Raw genomic sequence first — 20,584 nt, forward strand, 5'->3', positions numbered from 1 at the left:
GCCGCCGGCCCGGCGCTGCGCGGCCGCCCGCGCGGTGAGGCGCGCCGCGCCGCGCGCCTACCGGCTGATCGGCTTGTACCGGATGCGCCGCGGCTTCGCCCCCTCCTCGCCGAGCCGCCGCCGCTTGTCGGCCTCGTACTCCTGGTAGTTGCCGGTGAAGAACGTCCACCTCGACTCGCCCTCGGCGGCGAGGATGTGCGTCGCGATCCGGTCCAGGAACCAGCGGTCGTGGGAGATGACCATGACGCTGCCCGCGTACTCGAGCAGGGCGTCCTCGAGCGCGCGCAGGGTCTCGACGTCGAGGTCGTTCGACGGCTCGTCGAGGAGCAGCACGTTGCCGCCGGTCATGAGCGTCTTCGCGAGGTGGAGCCTGCCGCGCTCCCCGCCGGAGAGCGCGCCGACGATCTTCTGCTGGTCGGCGCCCTTGAAGTTGAAGCGCCCGATGTAGGCGCGGCTCGGCATCTCGAAGCGGCCGACCTGGATGACGTCGCGCCCGCCCGAGAGCTCGTCGAAGACGGTCTTGTCGCTCGCGAGGTTCTCGCGGCTCTGGTCGACGAACGCGAGCTTCACGGACTGGCCGAGGGCGACCTCGCCCGCGTCGGGCTTCTCGGCGCCGGTGATCATCTTGAACAGCGTGGACTTGCCCGCGCCGTTCGGTCCGATGATCCCGACGATCGCGCCCGGGGGGACGATGAACGACAGGTCGTCCATGAGCAGCCGGTCGCCGAAGCCCTTCGTGACGCCCTTGAACTCGATGACCTTGTCGCCGAGCCGCTCGGCCACCGGGATGAAGATCTCCTGCGTCTCGTTGCGCTTCTGGTACTCGACGCTGGAGAGCTCCTCGAAGCGGGCGAGGCGCGCCTTGCTCTTCGCCTGCCGCGCCTTCGGGTTCTGCCGCACCCACTCGAGCTCGAGCTTCATCGCCTTGATGCGCGCGCTCTCCTGCTTGGCCTCGACCTCGAGCCGCTGCTCCTTCTGATCGAGCCAGGAGGAGTAGTTGCCCTTCCACGGGATGCCGCGGCCGCGGTCGAGCTCGAGGATCCACTCGGCGGCGTTGTCGAGGAAGTAGCGGTCGTGCGTGACCGCCACGACCGTCCCCGGGAAGCGGGTGAGGAACTGCTCGAGCCACTCGACCGACTCCGCGTCGAGGTGGTTCGTCGGCTCGTCGAGGAGCAGCATGTCCGGCTTCGAGAGCAGGAGCTTGCAGAGCGCCACGCGCCGCTTCTCGCCGCCGGAGAGGTGCTTGATGGTCGCGTCCCAGGGCGGCAGGCGCAGCGCGTCGGCGGCGATCTCGAGCGCGTTGCCGGTGTCGGCGCCCGCGCTCTCGATGATCGCCTCGAGCCGCGCCTGCTCCTCGGCGAGCTTCTCCATGTCGGCGTCGGGCTCGCTGTAGGCGGCGTAGACCGCCTCGAGCCGCTTCTGCGCCTCCGCCACCTCGCCCTGGGCGGACTCGACCTCCTCGCGCACGCTCCGGTCGCCGTCGAGCCTCGGCTCCTGGGGCAGGTAGCCGATCTTGATGCCGTTCTGGCGCTGCAGCTCGCCGTCGAACTCCTCGTCCACGCCGGCCATGATCCGCAGCACGGTGGACTTGCCGGCGCCGTTGAGGCCGAGGAGGCCGATCTTGGCGCCGTGGAAGAAGGAGAGGGAGATGTCCTTGATGATCTGCCGCTTGGGCGGGACGACCTTGCTCACGCGGAGCATCGACATCACGTACTGGGCCATGGCGCTCGGGGGTGAAGGTGGAGTGGAAGGCGCGAGAGCCTAATCGAAAACCCGCCGCCTTGCCCGGGCGCGATGGCCCCACGCTCCGGGGATCGGCCTCTCGCCTCAGCGGCGGCGCTGCCGGCTTGCCCACTCCCGCAGCGTCAGGGGCCGGATGCCCCAGCGCGCCTCGAGGGCCGGGATGTCGGCCGAGTAGCCGACCCGCTCGAACCACTCCAGCATGAGCGCGAAGTCCTCGCTGTTCGCCCGCACGGCCTCCATCGGGATCTGCCGGTAGGCGACCTTCCGCCCGACGAACCCGCTCACCGCCTCCGCCGCCTCCGGCAGGGTCACGGCGTCGCCCGCGAGGTCCGTCTCGGAGCCGCTCCACTTCTCCGCCTCGACGAACGCCTGCGCCGCGAACCGCCCGATGTCGTCGGAGGCGATCATCTGAAGCTTCGTCGCCGGGCTGAGCGCGCTCACGAGCGCGTCTCCCTGCAGGAACCCGGGCGAGACGAGGTTATCCATGAAGAAGACCGGCCGCAGGATCACGTGCGACGGGAACCTGAGCGACCGCACGGACTCCTCCACCCGCGCCTTGCTGTCGAAGTGCGGGATCCCGGTCGCGAGGTGCGCCGAGCCCACCGAGCTGTAGACGAAGTGCTGCACGCCCTGGCGCCGCGCCAGCTCCGCGAGGCGCTTCCCCTGCTGCTCCTCCCGCTCGACGCCCGCCTCCCAGGTGTTCTGCACCGCGAACACCCCCCACGCGCCTGTGAGCGCGCGCGCGAGCGGCGCGGCGTCGTCGAGGTCGCCCCGGACCACCTCCGCCCCGAGCGCCGCGACCGCCTTCGCAGCGTCCCCCTCCGGCTTGCGCGTCATCGCCCGGAGCGCGAAGCCGCCGCGCTCCGCGAGGTGACGGAGCGTGGCGCCGCCCTGCCTCCCGGTGGCGCCCGTGACGAGCACGATCCTCTCCTCGGCCATGCGCTGTCCCTCCTCGACGAGCCTCGGCGGCGAGGCCCACTCCATTTCCTGTCGAGGCCGGCGCCGCCACGCACCGCGAGGGACTCACCGGGCGCTCGCCAGGACGGCGGCATGCCCGTGCAGGCGATCCCATCCTCCCCCCCGCGACGCCCACCTTGTTCGAGCGTCGCCTGCCCGCACGGCGCAATTGAGCAGTGACCAGGAAACGAAGAGGAGCTCCCATGGCGAACCCAGCAGAGCCGCAGCAAACGCCGTCCGCCTCGTCGCAACCCCGGGCCGCGCGCCTCGCGGCGCTCCGAGACGAGCTCGATCACCGCATCGACGAGATCGTCGACGCGGGCGCCGACCGCCAGCCGACGCTGAAGAAGGAGTTCGACGCCGCCTGGAACGAGCTGAAGAGCGAGGCCGACAAGCTGCACTGAACGTCGAACGGGGGCTGCGCCCCCGCCCCGCCGAGCAAAGCTCGTCGGGGGCCCACCCCTGCTCGCCGGGTCCCGTGCGACGCCGCGAGCGGCTTTGCCGCTTCCGCGGCGTCGCTTCGCTCGCCTGTTCGCGAATCGTAACGGCCAGCACGCCGGCGGGGCGCTCCATGAGTGCCCGGCCGGCGCCGGCGTGGTGCGCCGCCCTGAGGTCTAGGCGCGGTCCCGGATCTCCTTCGCCCCCGCGGTGTGCGCGCAGTGGGCGCCGCAGAAGAACTTCCCGCCGGCCTCCACCCCGTGCCCGATCACGTGGCACCCGCAGCGCTCGCAGTGCGGCGCGAGCGCCTGGATCGCGCACTCGAAGCTGTCGAAGACGTGGTGCGCTCCGGCGGCGACCACCTCGAACGCCTTGTCGTACTGGTTCCCGCAGACCTCGCAGCTTCCGGTCATGGCAGCTCCTCCTTCGCCTCCTACGTCCCGGGTCACGCCTTCCAGCCCGGGTGAACCGTGAGCACCGGGCATGGAGCGTTGCGGACGACGCCCTCCGCGACGGAGCCGGTCAGCATGTGCTCCCGATCGACGCGCCCGTGCGTCCCCATCACGATGAGATCGACCTTCCCCGAGGTCGCGAACTCCACGATGGCGACCTCCGGCGATCCGCCGGCGCGCGCGACGGTGACCTTCGGGGCGCCCAGACGCTCCGCGGTCTCCTTCCACGCGGAGAGCTCTCCGTCGAGCCCTCCCGCGGGGGGCAGCTCCGTCGCCACCCGCGCGGCGGAGTCGGCGTAGAGGAGGACGAGCTCCGCGCCGAGCCTCCGGCACAGGTCCGCCGCCACGCGCAGGCCGGCCTGCGCCGGCTCCGAGAAATCGACCGGACAGCAGATCCTGCTCCACTCCAGCGGCGCCATGCGCTCCTCCGGACCGCGAGCCTCGACCCACTCGAAGCGCGCTCCCAGGAGAGCGTAAGGAGTCAGCGCGCCCGCGGCGCTCGTCATGCAGGGTCGTCCGGCGGCGCGCAGCGTGGGCTCGAGGGAGACGCCCCCTACCCTGCCGTGCAGGCGCCCGCCGTCCCCGAATCGTCACTTCGAGTCCCGCAGCCGCGCGGAGCGGGGCGGCGTACGCTTCGCTCGCGACCATCCGGGACACGCCCTTGGCGAGGCGACGGAAACGCACGAAGCCACTCGAGCCGCTCGAGATGCGCGCCTATCACGAGGCCGGCCACGCCGTTATCGCGATGCTCCGGGGCTTCGGGGTGACGCGGCTCACCGTCTCGCGTCGCGGGCGGATCGGGGGCGCGTGCGAGTTCTTCTTCAGCGCGCCGCGCCGCGGCGGCTCGGCCGGCGCCGCGAAGCGCGTGGCGCGCGCGGCCGGCGCGGTGGCGCTCGCCGGCAGCGTGGCCCAGGACCGGGCGGCCCTCGAGCGCGGCTACCTCTCCGTCGACCTGAGGTCCGGCCTGCCATTCCCGCTGTTCGCGCCAGGCGCCGAGGAAGACCGGCGCGTCGCGCTGCGATTCGCGGCGCAGCTCCATTCCGGTGGCGCGGCGAGGCACGCCTTCCTGCGCCGGATGCGCGCGAGCGCGGAGCGGCAGCTCGAGGATCCCCGCGTCTGGGCCGCCGTGGAGCGGCTCGCCCACCGACTCGTGCGCGCGCGCGTGCTCACGGGCGATCGGGCCGCGAGGACGGTGGTGCGGGCGATCGCGGCGGCGTCGTCCCCGCTGCCGAGCCGGGGCGCGCACCTCCCTCAACCGGGCGGATTTGCGCCTCCTCTCCCGTGCCACCCCGCTCGCCTCGCGAGCGACCGTCAGGGCTCGACGAACCCGCTACCCCGGCGCTCACGCCAACGCGGGCCCCCGGTCTCACGCGCCGCGCCTCCTCCGTGGAGGCCTAAGCTCGGACCATGAAGAAGCAGATCCTGTTCGACGCGATCGCGCGCGACGGCGTGCTCCGTGGCGCCACGCTCCTCGCGAACGCCGTGCGCGTGACCCTGGGCCCGAAGTCGAAGTGCGTCCTCATCGACCGGCGCTGGGGCGAGCCCATCGTCTGCAACGACGGGGTGACGATCGCGAAGGAGCTCGAGATCGAGGACCCCACCGAGAACCTCGGCGTGCGGATGATCCGCGAGGCGGCCGAGCGCACGGGACAGGCGGTCGGCGACGGAACGACGACCGCGACCCTCCTCGCGCACGCCATCTTCGCCGAGGGGGTTCGGAACGTGGAGGCGGGCGCGAGCGCCATCGAGCTGAAGCACGGCCTCGATCGCGGCGTGCAGGTGGCGGTCGCGTGCCTGAAGGCGCTGTCGCGCCCGGTGACCACGCGCCGGGAGAAGGCGCAGGTCGCGACCATCTCCGCGCACAACGACGCGGCGATGGGAGAGCTCGTCGCCGAGGCGGTCGAGCGCGTCGGCGGGGACGGCGTCATCTCCGTGGAGGAGGCGAAGGGCATCGAGACCACGCTCGAGGTGGTGGAGGGGCTGCAGTTCGACCGCGGCTACCTGTCCCCCTACTTCGTGACCGACCCGGACCGCATGGAGTGCGTGTTCGAGAACGCGCTCGTGCTGCTCACGGACCGGCGCCTGAGCCTCATGAAGGATCTCATCCCGCTCCTCGAGGAGGTGGTGAAGGCGGGGCGCCCCGTCCTCATCGTGGCCGAGGACGTCGACGGCGAGGCGCTCGCGACGCTGGTGGTGAACAAGATGCGGGGCGCTCTCCTGTGCGCCGCGGTGAAGGCGCCCGGCTTCGGCGATCGCCGCAAGGACCTCCTGCAGGACCTCGCCATCCTCACCGGCGCGCGCGTCGCGTCGGAGGAGCTGGGCGTCAGGCTCGAGCACCTCGCCTTCCCGGACCTCGGGAGCGCCCGCCGCGTCGTCGTCGCGCGCGAGACCACCACCCTCATCGGCGGCGCGGGCGAGAAGGCCGCCATCATGGCGCGCACCGAGCAGCTCCGCCGCCAGATCCGCGAGGCGAAGAGCGACTACGACCGCGAGAAGCTCCAGGAGCGGCTCGGGAAGCTCGCCGGCGGCGTGGCGGTCATCCACGTCGGAGCGCCCACCGAGGCCGAGCTGAAGAGCCGCAAGGAGGCCTTCGAGGACGCCATCAACGCGACCAAGGCGGCGGTCGCGGAGGGGATCGTGCCGGGCGCCGGCCTCGCGCTCCTGCGCGCCATCGACGCGGTCCAGAAGGAGGAGGCGTCCTGCCAGGGCGACGAGCGCACCGGGCTCGAGATCCTCGCGCACGCGCTCTCCGTCCCGACCCGCCAGATCGCCATGAACTCCGACGTCGAGGGGGCGCTCGTGGTCGAGCGCATGCGCCTCGGCTCCGGGAGCTTCGGCTTCGACGCCGCGCGCGGCACGTACGTGGACCTCGTCGAGGCGGGCATCGTGGACCCGACCAAGGTCGTCCGCGTGGCGCTCGAGAACGCCGTGTCCGTCGCGAGCGTGCTGCTCCTCACGCAGGCGACGCTGGCCGAGGTGCCGCCGGCGAAGCCCGAGGCGGCGGCGCCCGAGGTGTGACGTGACACCGGAAGAGATCCATCGTCGAGCGAAACGGCGGGCTCTCCGCCACGGTCTTCCTCGATGTCTGACGCGCGCAGCGAGGTGCGAGTGAAGGTGACGGACACGGCGCGGCACCGTTACGGGATCAGCGTGCCCGATCGGCAGCTCGCGTGCGTCCCCCTCTCGTCGCCCGAGGGACGCCGCTACTTCGGCGCGATGTGCGCCGCGGTGAACTTCGCCTTCTGCAACCGGGAGGTGATCGGCCATCGCGCCCGCGAGGTGTTCCGTCGCGTGCTGCGCGGCGACTCCGCGGCGGAGCTGCGGCTCGGCTACGACGTGGCCCACAACACCGCCAAGATCGAGCGCCACGATCCCGCGCGCGAGCAGCTCCTTGCGGAGGACGTGTCCCTGCACGCGGCGCTTGGCGGCGCCCCGGGTCGGGTCCACTCCCGTTGCGAGTTGCGCGGAGGTTGCTTATACAACCTCTCATGAGCCGGACCCCCGCCGCCCGCGCCTCCGAGGAGATCGCCGCCGAGTGCCTGGCGAGCCGCGCCCGCTTCCTCGACCGCCGCCTCGCCTCGATCTACGAGCGCGCCCTGCGCCCGCTCGGCCTGCGCCGCACCCAGCTCACGCTCCTCGTCGCCATCGCGCGGGCGGGCGAGCGGGCGACGCCCACGGTGGTGGGTCGGGCGCTGCAGCTCGAGAAGTCCACCGTCAGCCGGGAGCTGGCCCGGCTGCAGGCGCTGGGCTGGGTCCGCGTCGAGCCGCCCTCCGACGGCCGGACGCAGCGCCTCTCGCTCACGGCCGCCGGCGCCCGGACGCTCGAGGCCGCCCTCCCCCTCTGGCGAAAGGCGCAGCGGGAGGCGCGTGCGCTCCTCGGCGATCGCGGCGCCGAGGCGCTCGCCGCGGTGACCGTGAGGCTCCATCCACGCTTCGCGGGGTAGAGGCCCCGCGCTCGCGTTCTCCCCTGGCCAGGGCGCCCGGCCCGGGGTGGCGGTGGTCTCGGGCGCCAGGTTGTACGTACAACGCGAGCTGTCGGCTCGCGGGAGGTTCACATGGCAGCGCTCGTTCCCGGGTTCGTGTGGCCGATCGTCATCGGCGTGGACGTCCTCCTCATCGCCTTCGTGGTCCTCGCCCTCCGCCGGTACGCCGGACGTGGCGCGGCGGCGGCGGGGGTGCTCCTCGGGGCCTGGCTCTCCCTGGTGGCTATCCTCGCGGCGACGGGGGCGTTCGCCGGCGCGCCGGATCGCCCGCCGCGGATCGGCCTCGCCGTCGCCGCACCCATCCTCGCCGGCGGCCTCGCCCTCCTCGTGTCACGCACGGCGCGCGCGCGGGCGCTCGCGATCCCGCAGGCCTGGGTGGTCGGGATCCAGTCGCTGCGCCTCGTCGGCTTCGTCTTCCTGGTGCTGTACGCGCGCGGTGGGCTCCCCGGCGCGTTCGCGCTCCCGGCGGGCCTCGGCGACGTGGCGGTCGGCGCCGCCGCGCCCCTCGTCGCGTACGCGCTCGCGACGGGCAGGCGCCACGCGCCGCGCCTCGCGGTCGCCTGGAACGTCGCCGGGCTCCTCGACCTCGTGGTGGCGGTCGGCGCGGGCGCGCTCTCCGCCCCGAGCTCGATCCAGGTCTTCACGAGCGGCCCCTCGTCGGCCGCCATGGCGGAGCTCCCCCTCTCCCTCGTCCCCACGTTCGGCGTGCCGCTGTTCGTGCTCCTGCACGCCGTCTCGCTGCTCGGCCTTCGGGCCAGGGGACGCGCGCGCGCCGAGCGCGCTGGCACCGCTCGCGAGGCCACGCCCGCGCTCGCGCGGTGAGGCCCGCCCCGCGGCGGCCGTCCCGGGACCCCCCCGCCGGCCGCCGCGGGCGGAGGCCCGCGCTCGCCCGGCGAGCCGGCGCCTCCTGCGCCTTTCGTGCGCGTCCGCGCGGGCCCTCGACGCACGCCGGTGGCGCGCGTAGACGCTCCGTATGCCGGACGTACGCTTCGTGTACTCGAGCGGCCTCCTGAGGTCGCGCTTCGCGAACGCGCTACTGCGCGGGAGCTGGGACGCGCTCGGGCGCGCCGGCGGCGCGTGGAGCGAGCGGCCGATGGCCGAGGCCACCTGCGAGGACGGCTGCCCGGGATTCGAGGCGACGGTGTCCTTCCCTGCGACCGAGGTCGGCAAGCGCTTCGAGTGGGACGTCCTCGGGGACGGTCCCTGGGGCCGCCGGTGCCTCGTCGCGACGGAGGAGGACGACTCGCTCTCGCGCCGGACCGTGCGGTCGTTCACGCTGCGGGAGGGCGGTCAGGTGGAGCGCTACCACCTCGCCCTCGGCCGCAGCCTGGGCGCGAACCCGATCCCCCGCGAGGGCGGCGCTCGCGCGCTGCGCTTCGCCCTGTGGGCGCCGAACGCCCGCGCCGTGGAGGTGGTGCTCGGCGACGGGACGAACGGCTACGTCTCCGACGACGGCGCGGGGAGCGCCCCGCTGCCGCCGCTGCCGCTCGCGCCCGCCGGCGGGGGAATCTGGGAGACCCGCGCCGGCGACCCCGCGCTCCTCGAGTACGGCCGCTGCGAGTTCACGCCCTACGTGTTCCGGGTGACGCGCGACGACGGGTCGGTGTCCTACCGCACGGACCTCTACTCGCGCTGGCAGGTGGGCCAGGGAAGCTTCGACCCGCGGGGCAGCATCTACGGCGGCACGGCCGCCGGGCTCGACGGGGCGGTGAGCTGCTCGGCGGTGGTGGACCCGGAGACGGTGCCGGCGCCCAGGCGCGGCGAAGAGGCGTTCATCGGCTGCGCTGACTTCTGGTGCGACGAGTACGACCCCGCGCGTCCGGTGCCCTCCCGGCTCGAGGACCTCGTCATCTACGAGCTCCACGTGGGCGCGCTCGGCGTCGGCCGTCCCGACGCCGGGAACCTCGAGGACGCTGAGGCGCTGCTCGACGCGCACCTCGTCCCCCTCGGCGTGAACGCGGTCGAGCTCCTGCCGATGGCGGAGTTCAGCGGCGACGCCGCGTGGGGCTACGGCAACTCGCACCACCTCGCCATCGAGGTCACCGCCGGCGGGCGCGACGCCCTCATGCGGTTCGTGCGCGCCTGTCACCGCCGCGGCGTCGCCGTCATCCAGGACGTCGTCTACAACCACTGGGACCTGAACGCCGCGCGGGCCGAGTGGCAGGTGGACTCGGCCGCGCCGGAGCGGAACCTCTACTACTGGTACGAGGGCGTGCCCGGGGAGCACTCGCGGCCCGAGGGCGGCTACGTGAACAACGGCTCCTCCGGGTGGGCGCCGCGCTACTGCGAGGAGCAGGTGCGCCGGCTGTTCGCCTCGAGCGCCGCCATGCTCGTGGACGAGTTCCACATGGACGGCTTCCGGGTGGACCTCCTCGACGCCATCCACCGCGACAACCGCCTGAACGAGCCGGGCGGCGCCCCCGTGCCGCGCGCCAACGTTTACGGCGCGAAGATGCTCCGCGAGTGGTCGCGGACCCTGCGCCTCATCCGCCCTTCCGTGATGCTCGTCGCCGAGGATCACACCGGCTGGGCCGAGGTGACCCGGCCGCTCGACGAGGGAGGCCTCGGCTTCGACGCCGCCTGGTACGTGGACTTCTTCCACCACCTCGCCGGACCGCGCGCCGAGGGCGGCTGGGCCGCGCTCCTCGCCGAGGCGGGATACGGCGACGACCGTCCGCTCGGGATCGACCGCTTCGACGGCGCGCTGCACGGCGCGGCGGACCGCAAGGTCGTCTACCACGAGTCCCACGACGAGGCGGGGAACTCCTCCGGCTCCGCCCGCACGATCGTCCTCGCGGTGCAGGGTGCGCCCCTCGCCGGCGCGACGCGCGACTTCGCCGAGGCGCGCTGCCGGGTCGTCGCGGGGCTCTCGCTGCTCTCGCCGGGGACGCCGATGTTCCTCATGGGCGAGGAGGTGGGGGCGGCGAACCCCTACCGCCACGACGACTTCCTCGAGCACCGGGAGGACCTCCTCGGCCTGCGCCGCGGCCTCGGCGCACGGCTCTTCCGCTGGTACCAGGAGCTCATCCGCCTCAGGCTCGGCCGGCCGGCGCTGCGCTCGCGCCGGCTCACGACGGTGCACCGCCACGAGGCGAACCGCGTGATCGCGTTCCTCCGCGGGGACGCCGAGCTGCTCGTCGTCGCGAGCCTCGCGAACCGTCCCTTCGCGGCGGGGTACCTGCTCGAGAGCGCCGGCCTCCCCGACGCGGAGTGGCACGTGATCCTCAACAGCGACGCCGCGGTCTACGGCGGCGCCGGCGTCGGAGACGGCGCCTCGCCGCGGCGATCCTCCTCCGGCGTGCTGGAGGTCGTCCTCCCCGCCTGCGGGCTCGTCGTGCTGGAGGCGCGCTGACGGAGCGCGGGGCGGCGGACCGGCCGCCCGGGCACGACGGATGCGCGAGACGTTGAAGAACCCGGCCGCCCCGGTAAAGGAAGCGGGATCGCCGGGCACGCCGTCCGGCTGGAGCCTGCATGCCCGAGCACCCGAGCCCTCGATCGATCCCGTCCATCCCGCGCGAGCCGGGCGCGGAGGAGGATCGCGCCCGCGCCCGCACCGAGGAGCTGGAGCGAACGGTCGACGAGCTGACGCGGGCGGAGCAGGCGCTGCGGGAGAGCGAGGCGAAGTACCGCGAGCTGTTCCAGCACATGACGAGCGGGTTCACGCTCTGCCGCGTGATCTTCGACGGCGATCGCCCGGTCGACTACGTCCACGAGGAGGCGAACCTCGCGTTCGAGACCCAGACCGGCCTGTCCCGCGACGCGGTGCTCGGGCGCCGCATCACGGAGGTCCTGCCCGGCCTGCGCGAGGACCCCGCCGGCTGGATCGAGCTCCTCGGGAACGTCGCCCGGACCGGAGCGCCGGTCCACTACGAGCGGCACTTCGCGGATCTCGACCGCTGGTACGAGGCGACGGCGTACCGGCCGAAGCCGGGGTACTTCGCCGTCTTCTTCTCCGACGTGACCGAGCGCAAGCGCACCGAGGAGCGGCTGCGCGAGAGCACGACCCTGCTGCGCGCGATCAGCGACACCTCGGGCGACGTCATCTTCGCGAAGGACCGCGACGGGCGGATGCGCTTCGCGAACCCCGGCGCCGTCGCGCTCGTCGGCAAGCCCGCCGCCGAGCTCCTCGGCAAGACGGACCTCGAGTTCCTCGCAGATCCCGCGGTCGCCCGGCAGATCATGGAGACCGACGGGCGCATCATGGCGACCGGAGCGCCGGCCGAGGTCGAGGAGCACGTCCCCGATTCCGAGGGCCGCCCGCGCGTCTGGCTCTCCCGCAAGACGCCCTACCGCGACGCCGACGGCAACGTCATCGGCCTGCTCGGCATCTCGCGCGACATCACCGAACGCAAGCGGGTCGGGGACGCGCTGCGCGAGGCGAACGACCGGCTGCGCGAGGCGGACCGCCGCAAGGACGAGTTCATCAGCGTCCTCTCCCACGAGCTGCGCAACCCCCTCGCGCCGATCCTGAGCAGCATCCAGCTCCTCGCCCGCGCCGCGCCGGACAGCCCCCAGGCCGCGCGCGCGCGGGAGGTCATCCATCGCCAGACGGAGCACCTCACCCGCCTCGTGGACGACCTGCTCGACGTGACCCGCGTCACGCGGGGGAAGATCCAGCTCCAGCCGCGCCGCCTCGACCTGCGCGACGTCGCGCGCCGCACGTGTGACGACCACCGCGCCATCTTCGACGCCCGCGGCATCGCGCTGCACCTCGACACGGTGCCCGGCGCCATCTGGGTGGACGGGGATCCGACCCGCCTCTCGCAGATCGTGGGGAACCTGCTCCAGAACGCGGCGAAGTTCACGCCCGAGGGCGGCACCGTCACCGTCCACACCGGCGTGGCGCGGGGCCAGGCGGAGCTCCGGGTGCGCGACGACGGCGTCGGGATGGAGGCCGGCGAGCTCGAGCGCATGTTCGAGCCCTTCGCGCAGGCGGAGCGCAGCCTCGCGCGCACGCGCGGCGGGCTCGGGCTGGGGCTCGCGCTGGTGCGCGGGCTCGCCGAGCTGCACGGCGGCACGGCGCACGCACGCAGCGAGGGCCCCGGCCGTGGCGCGGAGCTCGTCGTCACCCTGCCGCTCGCGCCGACCCCCGAGGCGGAGGCGGGCCCCGCGCGGGAGCGCGACGCGCCCACGGGCCGGAGCGTGCTCATCGTCGAGGACAACCTCGACGCCGGGCAGTCGCTCGCGGACCTGCTCGAGCTCTCGGGCCACCGGGTCGCGCTCGCGCGCGACGGACGGACCGGGATCGCGCTCGCCGGCGAGCTGCGGCCGGACGTGGTCCTGTGCGACATCGGCCTGCCGGACATGAGCGGGTTCGACGTCGCGCGCGCCCTGCGCGCGGACGAGCGGCTGCGCCGCACGCGCCTCGTCGCCCTGAGCGGCTACGCGCAGCGAGAGGATCTGGAGAAGGCCCGGGAGGCGGGCTTCGACGCCCACCTGCCGAAGCCGCCGCCGCTCGAGCGCCTCGAGGCGCTGCTCGAGGCCTCGTGACGAGGCTCAGATCCGGTTCAGGCGCCGCGCGGCGAGGGTGAGCTCGCGCCGGAAGTCCGGGTGGGCGATGGCGATGAGCGCGAGCGCCCGCTCCCGCGCCGTCCGCCCGCGCAGCCGCGCCACCCCGTACTCGGTCACCACGTGGTCCACGTCGTTCTTGCCGGTGGTGACCACCGCGCCGGGCTCGAGCGTCGCCACGATGCGCGACACGGTCCCCTTCCTCGCGGTGGACGGCGCCGCGATGAAGCTCTTGCCGCCGCGCGACAGGTTCGCGCCCCGCACGAAGTCCACCTGCCCGCCGCTCCCGCTCCACTGCGCGGGGCCGATCGCCTCCGAGCAGCACTGGCCGAGGAGATCCACCTCGAGGGTGGAGTTGATCGCCACCACGCGGTCGTTCCGGCCGATCTCCCGAGGATCGTTCGTGTGGTCGACCGGGTGCATCTCGACGGCCGGGTTCTCGTGCATGAAGTCGTAGAGCCGGCGCGTCCCGAGCGCGAACGTCGCGACCGACGTCCCCGGGTGCGTGGTCTTGCGCGAGTTGTCCACGGCCCCGCAGCGCACGAGGTCCACCACGCCGTCGGTGAGCATCTCGGTGTGGATCCCGAGGCCCCGCTTGCCGGTGAGGGCGGCGCAGACCGCGTTCGGGATCCCGCCGATCCCGAGCTGGAGCGTGGAGCCGTCCTCGATGAGCTCGGCGATGCAGCCGCCGATGGCCCGCTCCACCTCGGTCACCGGCGCGGGCGCGAGCTCGAAGAGCGGGTCCTCGCACTCGATGATGCGGTCCACCTGGGACACGTGGATGCGGCAGTCCCCGCGGGTGCGCGGCGCTGCGGGGTTCACCTGCACCACGACCGCCCTCGCCTTGCCGAGCGCCGCCATCGTGTAGGCCACGGAGAGGCCGCAGGTGAAGAAGCCGTCCTCGTCCATCGGCGAGACGACCGTCCCGACCACGTCCACCGGCCAGTGCTCGCGGAGGAGCCGCGGCACCTCGTGGAAGTGGTTCGGGACGAAGTCCGCCCAGCCCTCCTGCACCGCCGTCCGCGAGGCGGCGCTCGTGAACCAGGAGCAGAGCCTCACGTGCGGCGCCGACTCCCGGTCGAGGTACGCGCCGGTGAGGGTGTGCTGCTGGTGCACCACGACGCCCGAGAGCTCGTGCCTGCGCGCGCCGAGCGCCTTCACGAACAGCGTCGGCTCCGCCGCGCAGATCGGCAGGACGAGCTGATCGCCGGACCGCACGATCGCGGCCGCCTCCTCGGGCGTGCAGCGCCTCTGCCGGTACAGCTCCTCCGCGCTCGCCATTCGCTCTCCCTCCGGGCCGGGTGCGCCGGCGCGAGGACCCCGTCAGGCCTCGTGGACCTCGAGCGCGAGGAGCTGCGCGCCCTCCTCCACGATCGCCCCCACGCCGTAGTGCAGCTCCGCCACCTTGCCGTCGCGCGGGGAGGTGATGGTGTGCTCCATCTTCATCGCCTCGAGCACCACGAGCGGCGCGCCCTTCTTCACCTCCGCGCCCGGCTCCACCATCACCGCCACGATCTTCCCCGGCATCGGGGCGGTGAGCCGCCCCGCGTCCGCGTCGCGGTCCGCCGCCGCGGCGCCCGGGTCGAAGAGGCCGAGCCGGTGCGCGTGGCCGGGGGTCAGGATCGTGATCGCGTCGCCGCCCCGGACGACGGTCGCGCGCGTCCGCGCGCCGCCGAGGTCCGCGAGGAGGTCGCCCGCCGGGTCCCGCTCGGCGCGCGCGAGGATCGTGCCGCCGGGGAGCTCGAGGAGGTGGCCGCCGGGCCGGTAGTGCGCGACGACCCGGGCGCGCCGCTCGCCGTCGTCGAAGGTGAGCACGTGGTGGGCGTCGGCGTTGAGCCGCCACCCGTCGGTCCGGTGCCACGGCGAGTGGGGATCGTGCGACTCGCGCGCCGCCGCCGCCGCCTCCTCGCTCCGCGCGAGGAGCACGTCGAGCGCGGCGAGCGCGAGCACGGTGTCGGGCACCGGCGCCGCCTCCGCCACGAGCCCGGCGCGGTGCCGCTCGACGAAGCGGGTGTCGAGGTCCGCCGCGGCGTACGCCGGGTGCGCGGCCACGGCGGACAGGAACGCGAGGTTCGTCGCCACGCCGACGATCTGGTACTCGGCGAGCGCGGCGCGGAGCCGGCGCAGGGCCGCGGGCCGGTCGACGTCCCAGACCACGAGCTTCGCGATCATCGGATCGTAGTGGACGCTGACCACGTCCCCCTGCCGGACGCCCGTCTCGACGCGGACGTGGGCGTTCTCGGCGGGCGCGCGCAGGTGCGTGAGGGTCCCGGTGGCGGGGAGGAAGTCGCGCGCCGGGTCCTCCGCGTAGACGCGCGCCTCGATGGCGTGGCCGGCGGTGACGAGGTCCTCCTGCGTGCACGGGAGCGGCTCGCCGGCCGCGACGCGGAGCTGCCACTCGACGAGGTCCTGGGCGGTGACGAGCTCGGTGACCGGGTGCTCCACCTGCAGGCGGGTGTTCATCTCCATGAAGTAGAACTGGCCGTCCTCGTCGAGGAGGAACTCGACCGTGCCCGCGCCGACGTAGCCGATCGCGCGCGCGGCCGTGACGGCCGCCCTGCCCATCCGCTCGCGCAGGCCCGCGCCGAGCCCCGGCGCCGGCGCCTCCTCGAGCACCTTCTGGTGGCGGCGCTGGATGGAGCAGTCGCGCTCGAACAGGTGCACGACGGCGCCGAGCGTGTCGCCGAACACCTGGATCTCGACGTGGCGCGGCTTCGCGAGGTAGCGCTCGAGGAGGACGCGGTCGTCGCCGAACGCCGCGAGCGCCTCGCGCCGCGCGCCCGCGAGCGCGGCCTCGAGCTCGCCGGGCCCCGCCACCGCGCGCATGCCCTTCCCGCCGCCCCCCGCGGTCGCCTTGACGAGCACCGGGTAGCCGATGCGCTCCGCCTGCGCGGCGAGCGTCTCGGGGCGCTGGTCGTCGCCGTGGTAGCCCGGGACGAGCGGGACGCCCGCCTCTCCCATGATCTTCTTGGCGGCGCTCTTCGAGCCCATGGCGCGGATGGCCGCCGCCGACGGGCCGATGAAGGTGAGGCCCGCGGCGGCGCACGCCTCCGCGAAGTCGGCGTTCTCGGAGAGGAAGCCGTAGCCGGGGTGGATCGCGCGCGCGCCGCTCCTCCGCGCCGCGTCCAGGATGGCGGCGGCGTCGAGGTAGCTCTCGCGCGCCGGCGCCGGGCCGATGCGGTACGCCTCGTCGGCCATCGCGACGTGCAGCGCCCGCGCGTCGGCGTCGGAGTAGACGGCGACGGTCCGCACGCTGAGCCGCCGGGCCGTGCGCATCACGCGGCAGGCGATCTCCCCGCGGTTGGCCACCAGGATCTTCTCGAACATGCCGTGGGTCTCCGAGGTCACATCCGGAAGACGCCGAACGTGGTCGCCTCGACGGGCGCGTTCAGCGCGGTGGAGAGGCCGAGCCCGAGGACGGTGCGGGTCTCGGCCGGATCGATGATCCCGTCGTCCCAGAGCCGGGCGCTCGCGTAGTAGGGGTGCCCCTGCGTCTCGTACTGCTCGCGGATGGGGGCCTTGAACGCCTCCTCCTCCTCCGCGCTCCACCGCTCGCCGCGCGCCTCCAGCGCGTCGCGCTTCACCTGGGCGAGGACGCTCGCCGCCTGCTCCCCGCCCATCACCGAGATGCGCGCGTTCGGCCAGCTCCACAGGAAGCGCGGGGAGTACGCGCGCCCGCACATCCCGTAGTTGCCGGCGCCGAAGCTGCCGCCGATGAGCACGGTGAACTTCGGCACCCGGGCGCACGCGACGGCGGTCACCATCTTGGCGCCGTCCTTGGCGATGCCGCCCGCCTCGTACTTGCTGCCCACCATGAAGCCCGAGATGTTCTGCAGGAACACGAGGGGCACGCCCCGCTGCGCGCACAGCTCGATGAAGTGTGCGCCCTTCAGGGCCGACTCGGAGAACAGGATCCCGTTGTTCGCGACGACGCCCACCGGGTAGCCGAAGACGTGGGCGAACCCGCAGACGAGCGTCGTCCCGTAGAGCCGCTTGAACTCGTCGAGCTCGGAGCCGTCCACGATGCGCGCGATCACCTCGCGGACGTCGTAGGGCTTGCGGGTGTCGGTGGGGACCACCCCGTAGAGCTCCTCCGGATCGTGGCGCGGCTCCGCCGGGCGACGCAGCGCGAGCCCGGGGCGCTTCACGAGGTTCAGGTTCCCGACGATCCCGCGGGCGATGCGCAGCGCGTGCGCGTCGTCCATCGCGTAGTGGTCGGTGACGCCGGAGGTGCGGCAGTGGACGTCGGCGCCCCCGAGCTCCTCCGCGCTCACCACCTCGCCGGTGGCCGCCTTCACGAGCGGCGGCCCGGCGAGGAAGATGGTCCCCTGCTTGCGCACGATGACGCTCTCGTCGGACATGGCCGGCACGTACGCGCCGCCCGCCGTGCACGAGCCCATCACCACCGCGATCTGCGGGATCCCCGCCGCCGACAGGTTCGCCTGGTTGTAGAAGATGCGCCCGAAGTGGTCGCGATCCGGGAACACCTCGTCCTGCTGCGGGAGGTTCGCGCCGCCGGAGTCCACGAGGTACACGCAGGGCAGCCGGTTCTCGCGGGCGATCTCCTGCGCGCGGAGGTGCTTCTTCACGGTGACGGGGTAGTAGGTGCCGCCCTTCACGGTGGCGTCGTTCGCGACCACCACGCACTCGCGCCCGCTCACCCGCCCGACGCCGGCGATGATCCCCGCCGAGGCGACCTCGCCGCCGTACATCCCAAAGGCCGCGAGCTGCGACAGCTCGAGGAAGGGGGAGCCGACGTCGAGGAGCTGGCGGATCCGCTCGCGCGGCAGGAGCTTGCCGCGCTCCACATGGCGCGCGCGCGCCCGCTCGCCGCCGCCCTGCTCGACCGCCGCGACCTTCTCGCGCAGGTCGGCCACGAGCCCGCGCATCGCCTCGGCGTTGCGCCGGAACTCCGCGGACCTCGGATCCACCGCGCTCTCGAGCACGCTCATGCGAACCGTCTCCCGATGGTGTTGCGCGCCGGTGCCCCGACGGGGGCCGGGCCCCCGCCCCGGAGGCGCCTCGTCGCCGCCGCCCGGGCCGGGCTCGCCTCGCTCGCCGGCGGGTCTCGCATCGTCTCTCGGTCGCTCAAGCGGCGGTCTCGTCGAAGAGCTCGCGGCCGATGAGCATACGGCGGATCTCGCTCGTGCCCGCCCCGATCTCGTAGAGCTTCGCGTCCCGCAGGAGCCGCCCGGTGGGGAACTCGTTGATGTACCCGTTCCCGCCCAGGCACTGGATCGCGTCGAGCGCCATCCGGGTCGCCCGCTCCGACGCGTAGAGGATCGCGCCGGCGGCGTCCTTGCGGCTCGTCCGGCCGGCGCCGCACGCCCGCGCGACCGCGTAGACGTAGGCGCGGCACGCGGAGAGGGTCGTGTACATGTCGGCGAGCTTCCCCTGGATGAGCTGGAACGTGCCGATGGGCTGGCCGAACTGCTCGCGCTCGTGCACGTAGGGGAGGACCACGTCGAGGCAGGCCTGCATGATCCCGAGCGGCCCGCCCGCGAGCACCGCCCGCTCGTAGTCGAGCCCGCTCATGAGGACGTTCACCCCTCGTCCTACCTCGCCGAGCACGTTCTCCGCCGGCACCTCGCAGTCGGCGAAGAGCAGCTCGCAGGTGTCGGAGCCGCGCATGCCCAGCTTGTCGAGCTTCTGCGCGGTGGAGTAGCCGGGGAAGCCCTTCTCCACGAGGAAGGCGGTGATCCCGCGCGGCCCGGCGGCGGGGTCGGTCTTCGCGTACACGACGACGACGTCGGCGTGCGGACCGTTCGTGATCCACATCTTGCTGCCGTTCAGGACGTAGCGATCGCCCCTGCGCTCGGCGCGGAGCCGCATGCTCACCACGTCCGAGCCGGCGTTGGGCTCGCTCATCGCGAGCGCCCCGACGTGCTCGCCGGAGACGAGCTTCGGCAGGTACCGCCGCCGCTGCGCGTCGCTCCCGTTCCGGAAGATCTGGTTCACGCACAGGTTCGAGTGGGCGCCGTAGGCGAGCCCCACCGAGGCCGAGGCGCGGCTCACCTCCTCCATCGCGACCACGTGCTCGAGGTAGCCCATGCCGGCGCCGCCGTACTCGGGGGAGACCGTGATGCCGAGGAGCCCGAGCGCGCCCATCTTGGGCCACAGGTCCATCGGGAAGTGGTTCGCGCGGTCGATCTCCGCGGCGCGCGGCGCGAGCTCGCGCGCGGCGAAGTCGCGGACCGACTGGCGCAGGAGGTCGGCGGTCTCGCCGAGGCCGAGGTCGAGGGCGGGATGGGTCTTCATGGTCGGGTCTCCTCCGCGGGGTGCGCGGGCGATCCCGCCTCGCGCGAGGCGGCGGGCAGGCCGCGCCTCACGCGAGCTCCTTCAGGATCTCTCCCGCGATGATCACGCGCTGGAGCTCGTTCGCCCCCGCGTAGATCGAGGTGAGCCGCGCGTCGCGCGCGTAGCGCTCGACGGGGTACGCGCGCGTGTAGCCGGCGCCGCCCATCAGCTGCATGGCGGTGTAGCAGGCGCGGTTCGCCGCGTCGGTCGCGAAGAGCTTCGCCATCGAGGCCGCCTTCACGAACGGCTGGCCGCGCTCCTTCCGCCAGGCGGCGCTCAGGAGCAGGAGCCGCGCCGCCTCGAGGTCGGTGTACGCGTCGGCGATCATCCACTGGACGCCCTGCAGCGCGGTGAGGCTGTCGTCGAACTGCACCCGCCGCGAGGCGTAGCGCGTGGCGAAGTCCATCGCCGAGAGGCCGATGCCGAGCGCGAGCGAGCCGATGCCGATGCGGGCCCGGGCGAGCTCGGTCACCGCCATGCGGAACCCGTCGTTGAGCCGGCCGACGAGCGCGCCGCGCGGGACGCGGCAGTCGTGGAACGCGAGCTCGGTGGTGGCGGTGGCGCGCTGGCCGAGCTTGTCCTCGGTCCGGCCGACGCGGAGCCCTCGCGTCCCCGCCTCCACGAGGAAGCAGCTCATCCCCTTCCCCTTCGGTGCGGCGCGGTCGGTGACCGCCCAGACGAGGAAGACGCCCGCGAACGGCGCGTTCATTGTGAAGCGCTTCGCGCCGTTCAGGATCCAGCCGTCGCCGTCCGGCACGGCGGTGGTCGCCACCGCGGCGGCGTCCGAGCCGGCGCCGGCCTCCGTGAGGGCGAAGCTCGCGGCGGGGTACTCGCCGGCGCAGAGCCTCGGCAGGTGGAGCGCCTTCTGCTCCGGGGTGCCGATGTCCTGGATGACCTCCGCGACCATGTCGTTCAGGACGAGGGTGGTGGCGGTCGAGGCGCAGACCCGCCCGATCTCGGTCATCGCCACGCTGAAGGCGATGGCCCCCGCCTCCGAGCCGCCGTGCTCGCGCTTCACCTCGAGGCCGGTGAGGCCGAGGTCGGCGAGCTTCTTGAGGTTCGCGACGAAGACGCGGCGGTCGAACTCCCGATCGAGCTGCGCGGCGACCGGCTCCAGCTCGGCCTGCGCGAACTCCCGCGCGGTCGTCTGGATCGCCTTCTGCGCCTCGGTCAGCTCGAGGTTCATGCGAGGACGGTGTGCATCGA

General features: G+C 73.6%; 17 protein-coding genes. 8 read left to right on the top strand and 9 right to left on the bottom strand.

Features of this window, described 5'->3' with window-relative positions; all coding sequences use genetic code 11:
- Positions 1-57: 57 nt before the first annotated feature.
- Both ettA and MNY60_RS01695 read right to left on the bottom strand, forming a co-directional pair.
- On the bottom strand, positions 58-1,722 hold the full coding sequence (gene ettA / locus MNY60_RS01690; protein WP_242333184.1) for an energy-dependent translational throttle protein EttA: 1,665 nt from the start codon (positions 1,720-1,722) through the stop codon (positions 58-60).
- A 105-nt stretch (positions 1,723-1,827) separates the two neighbouring features.
- Positions 1,828-2,682: an NmrA/HSCARG family protein gene (locus MNY60_RS01695; protein ID WP_242359912.1), complete on the bottom strand. Its 855-nt coding sequence runs from the start codon at positions 2,680-2,682 to the stop codon at positions 1,828-1,830.
- A 221-nt stretch (positions 2,683-2,903) separates the two neighbouring features.
- Between MNY60_RS01695 and MNY60_RS01700 the strand changes: the two genes are divergently transcribed.
- Positions 2,904-3,104: a hypothetical protein gene (locus MNY60_RS01700; protein ID WP_242333179.1), complete on the top strand. Its 201-nt coding sequence runs from the start codon at positions 2,904-2,906 to the stop codon at positions 3,102-3,104.
- A gap of 210 nt (positions 3,105-3,314) precedes the next feature.
- Here the strand turns inward: MNY60_RS01700 and MNY60_RS01705 are convergent, their stop codons facing one another.
- Together MNY60_RS01705 and MNY60_RS01710 are read right to left on the bottom strand one after the other, a co-directional pair.
- On the bottom strand, positions 3,315-3,551 hold the full coding sequence (locus MNY60_RS01705) for a hypothetical protein (RefSeq protein WP_242341555.1): 237 nt from the start codon (positions 3,549-3,551) through the stop codon (positions 3,315-3,317).
- Between the two features lie 32 nt (positions 3,552-3,583).
- On the bottom strand, positions 3,584-4,009 hold the full coding sequence (locus MNY60_RS01710) for a universal stress protein (protein WP_242359913.1): 426 nt from the start codon (positions 4,007-4,009) through the stop codon (positions 3,584-3,586).
- A 287-nt stretch (positions 4,010-4,296) separates the two neighbouring features.
- Here MNY60_RS01710 and MNY60_RS01715 point away from each other — a divergent pair, with 287 nt between their 5' ends.
- From MNY60_RS01715 to MNY60_RS01745, 7 genes are all read left to right on the top strand, one after another.
- Positions 4,297-5,001 carry a hypothetical protein gene (locus MNY60_RS01715; protein ID WP_242359914.1) on the top strand — a complete coding sequence of 235 codons (705 nt, stop codon included), beginning with the start codon at positions 4,297-4,299 and terminating at the stop codon, positions 4,999-5,001.
- Positions 4,998-6,608, top strand: a complete 1,611-nt coding sequence (gene groL / locus MNY60_RS01720; protein ID WP_242359915.1) for a chaperonin GroEL — start codon at positions 4,998-5,000, stop codon at positions 6,606-6,608. The genes MNY60_RS01715 and groL overlap by 4 nt, the downstream gene beginning before the upstream one ends.
- A 90-nt stretch (positions 6,609-6,698) precedes the next feature.
- Positions 6,699-7,082 carry an RtcB family protein gene (locus tag MNY60_RS01725; protein WP_242359916.1) on the top strand — a complete coding sequence of 128 codons (384 nt, stop codon included), beginning with the start codon at positions 6,699-6,701 and terminating at the stop codon, positions 7,080-7,082.
- On the top strand, positions 7,079-7,534 hold the full coding sequence (locus tag MNY60_RS01730; RefSeq protein WP_242359917.1) for a MarR family winged helix-turn-helix transcriptional regulator: 456 nt from the start codon (positions 7,079-7,081) through the stop codon (positions 7,532-7,534). Before MNY60_RS01725 ends, MNY60_RS01730 begins: the two co-directional genes overlap by 4 nt.
- A 111-nt stretch (positions 7,535-7,645) precedes the next feature.
- Positions 7,646-8,395 (top strand): hypothetical protein, encoded by a 750-nt coding sequence (locus tag MNY60_RS01735; protein WP_242359918.1) that lies wholly within the window; start codon positions 7,646-7,648, stop codon positions 8,393-8,395.
- Positions 8,396-8,546: 151 nt separating this feature from the next.
- Positions 8,547-10,925, top strand: a complete 2,379-nt coding sequence (locus MNY60_RS01740; RefSeq protein WP_242359919.1) for an alpha-amylase family glycosyl hydrolase — start codon at positions 8,547-8,549, stop codon at positions 10,923-10,925.
- A gap of 119 nt (positions 10,926-11,044) precedes the next feature.
- Entirely contained in the window at positions 11,045-13,063 is a 2,019-nt protein-coding gene (locus tag MNY60_RS01745) for a PAS domain-containing protein (RefSeq protein ID WP_242359920.1), read from the top strand.
- Between the two features lie 6 nt (positions 13,064-13,069).
- Here the strand turns inward: MNY60_RS01745 and MNY60_RS01750 are convergent, their stop codons facing one another.
- The 5 genes from MNY60_RS01750 to MNY60_RS01770 all read right to left on the bottom strand — a co-directional run bounded on the left by MNY60_RS01750 (position 13,070) and on the right by MNY60_RS01770 (position 20,564).
- Positions 13,070-14,362: an acetyl-CoA hydrolase/transferase family protein gene (locus tag MNY60_RS01750; protein ID WP_242359921.1), complete on the bottom strand. Its 1,293-nt coding sequence runs from the start codon at positions 14,360-14,362 to the stop codon at positions 13,070-13,072.
- A 42-nt stretch (positions 14,363-14,404) separates the two neighbouring features.
- Positions 14,405-16,408 carry an acetyl-CoA carboxylase biotin carboxylase subunit gene (locus tag MNY60_RS01755; protein WP_242359922.1) on the bottom strand — a complete coding sequence of 668 codons (2,004 nt, stop codon included), beginning with the start codon at positions 16,406-16,408 and terminating at the stop codon, positions 14,405-14,407.
- Between the two features lie 17 nt (positions 16,409-16,425).
- Complete coding sequence (locus MNY60_RS01760) at positions 16,426-18,033, bottom strand: carboxyl transferase domain-containing protein (RefSeq protein ID WP_242359923.1); 1,608 nt, start codon at positions 18,031-18,033, stop codon at positions 16,426-16,428.
- A 136-nt stretch (positions 18,034-18,169) separates the two neighbouring features.
- A complete protein-coding gene (locus tag MNY60_RS01765; protein ID WP_242337755.1) occupies positions 18,170-19,339 on the bottom strand; it encodes an isovaleryl-CoA dehydrogenase in 1,170 nt (389 codons plus the stop codon).
- Between the two features lie 67 nt (positions 19,340-19,406).
- Positions 19,407-20,564, bottom strand: coding sequence for an acyl-CoA dehydrogenase family protein (locus MNY60_RS01770; RefSeq protein ID WP_242337753.1), 1,158 nt, complete (start codon positions 20,562-20,564; stop codon positions 19,407-19,409).
- Positions 20,565-20,584 lie beyond the last annotated feature (20 nt).

The organism is Anaeromyxobacter sp. SG17, assembly GCF_022690695.1.
Lineage (GTDB): Bacteria > Myxococcota > Myxococcia > Myxococcales > Anaeromyxobacteraceae > Anaeromyxobacter > Anaeromyxobacter soli.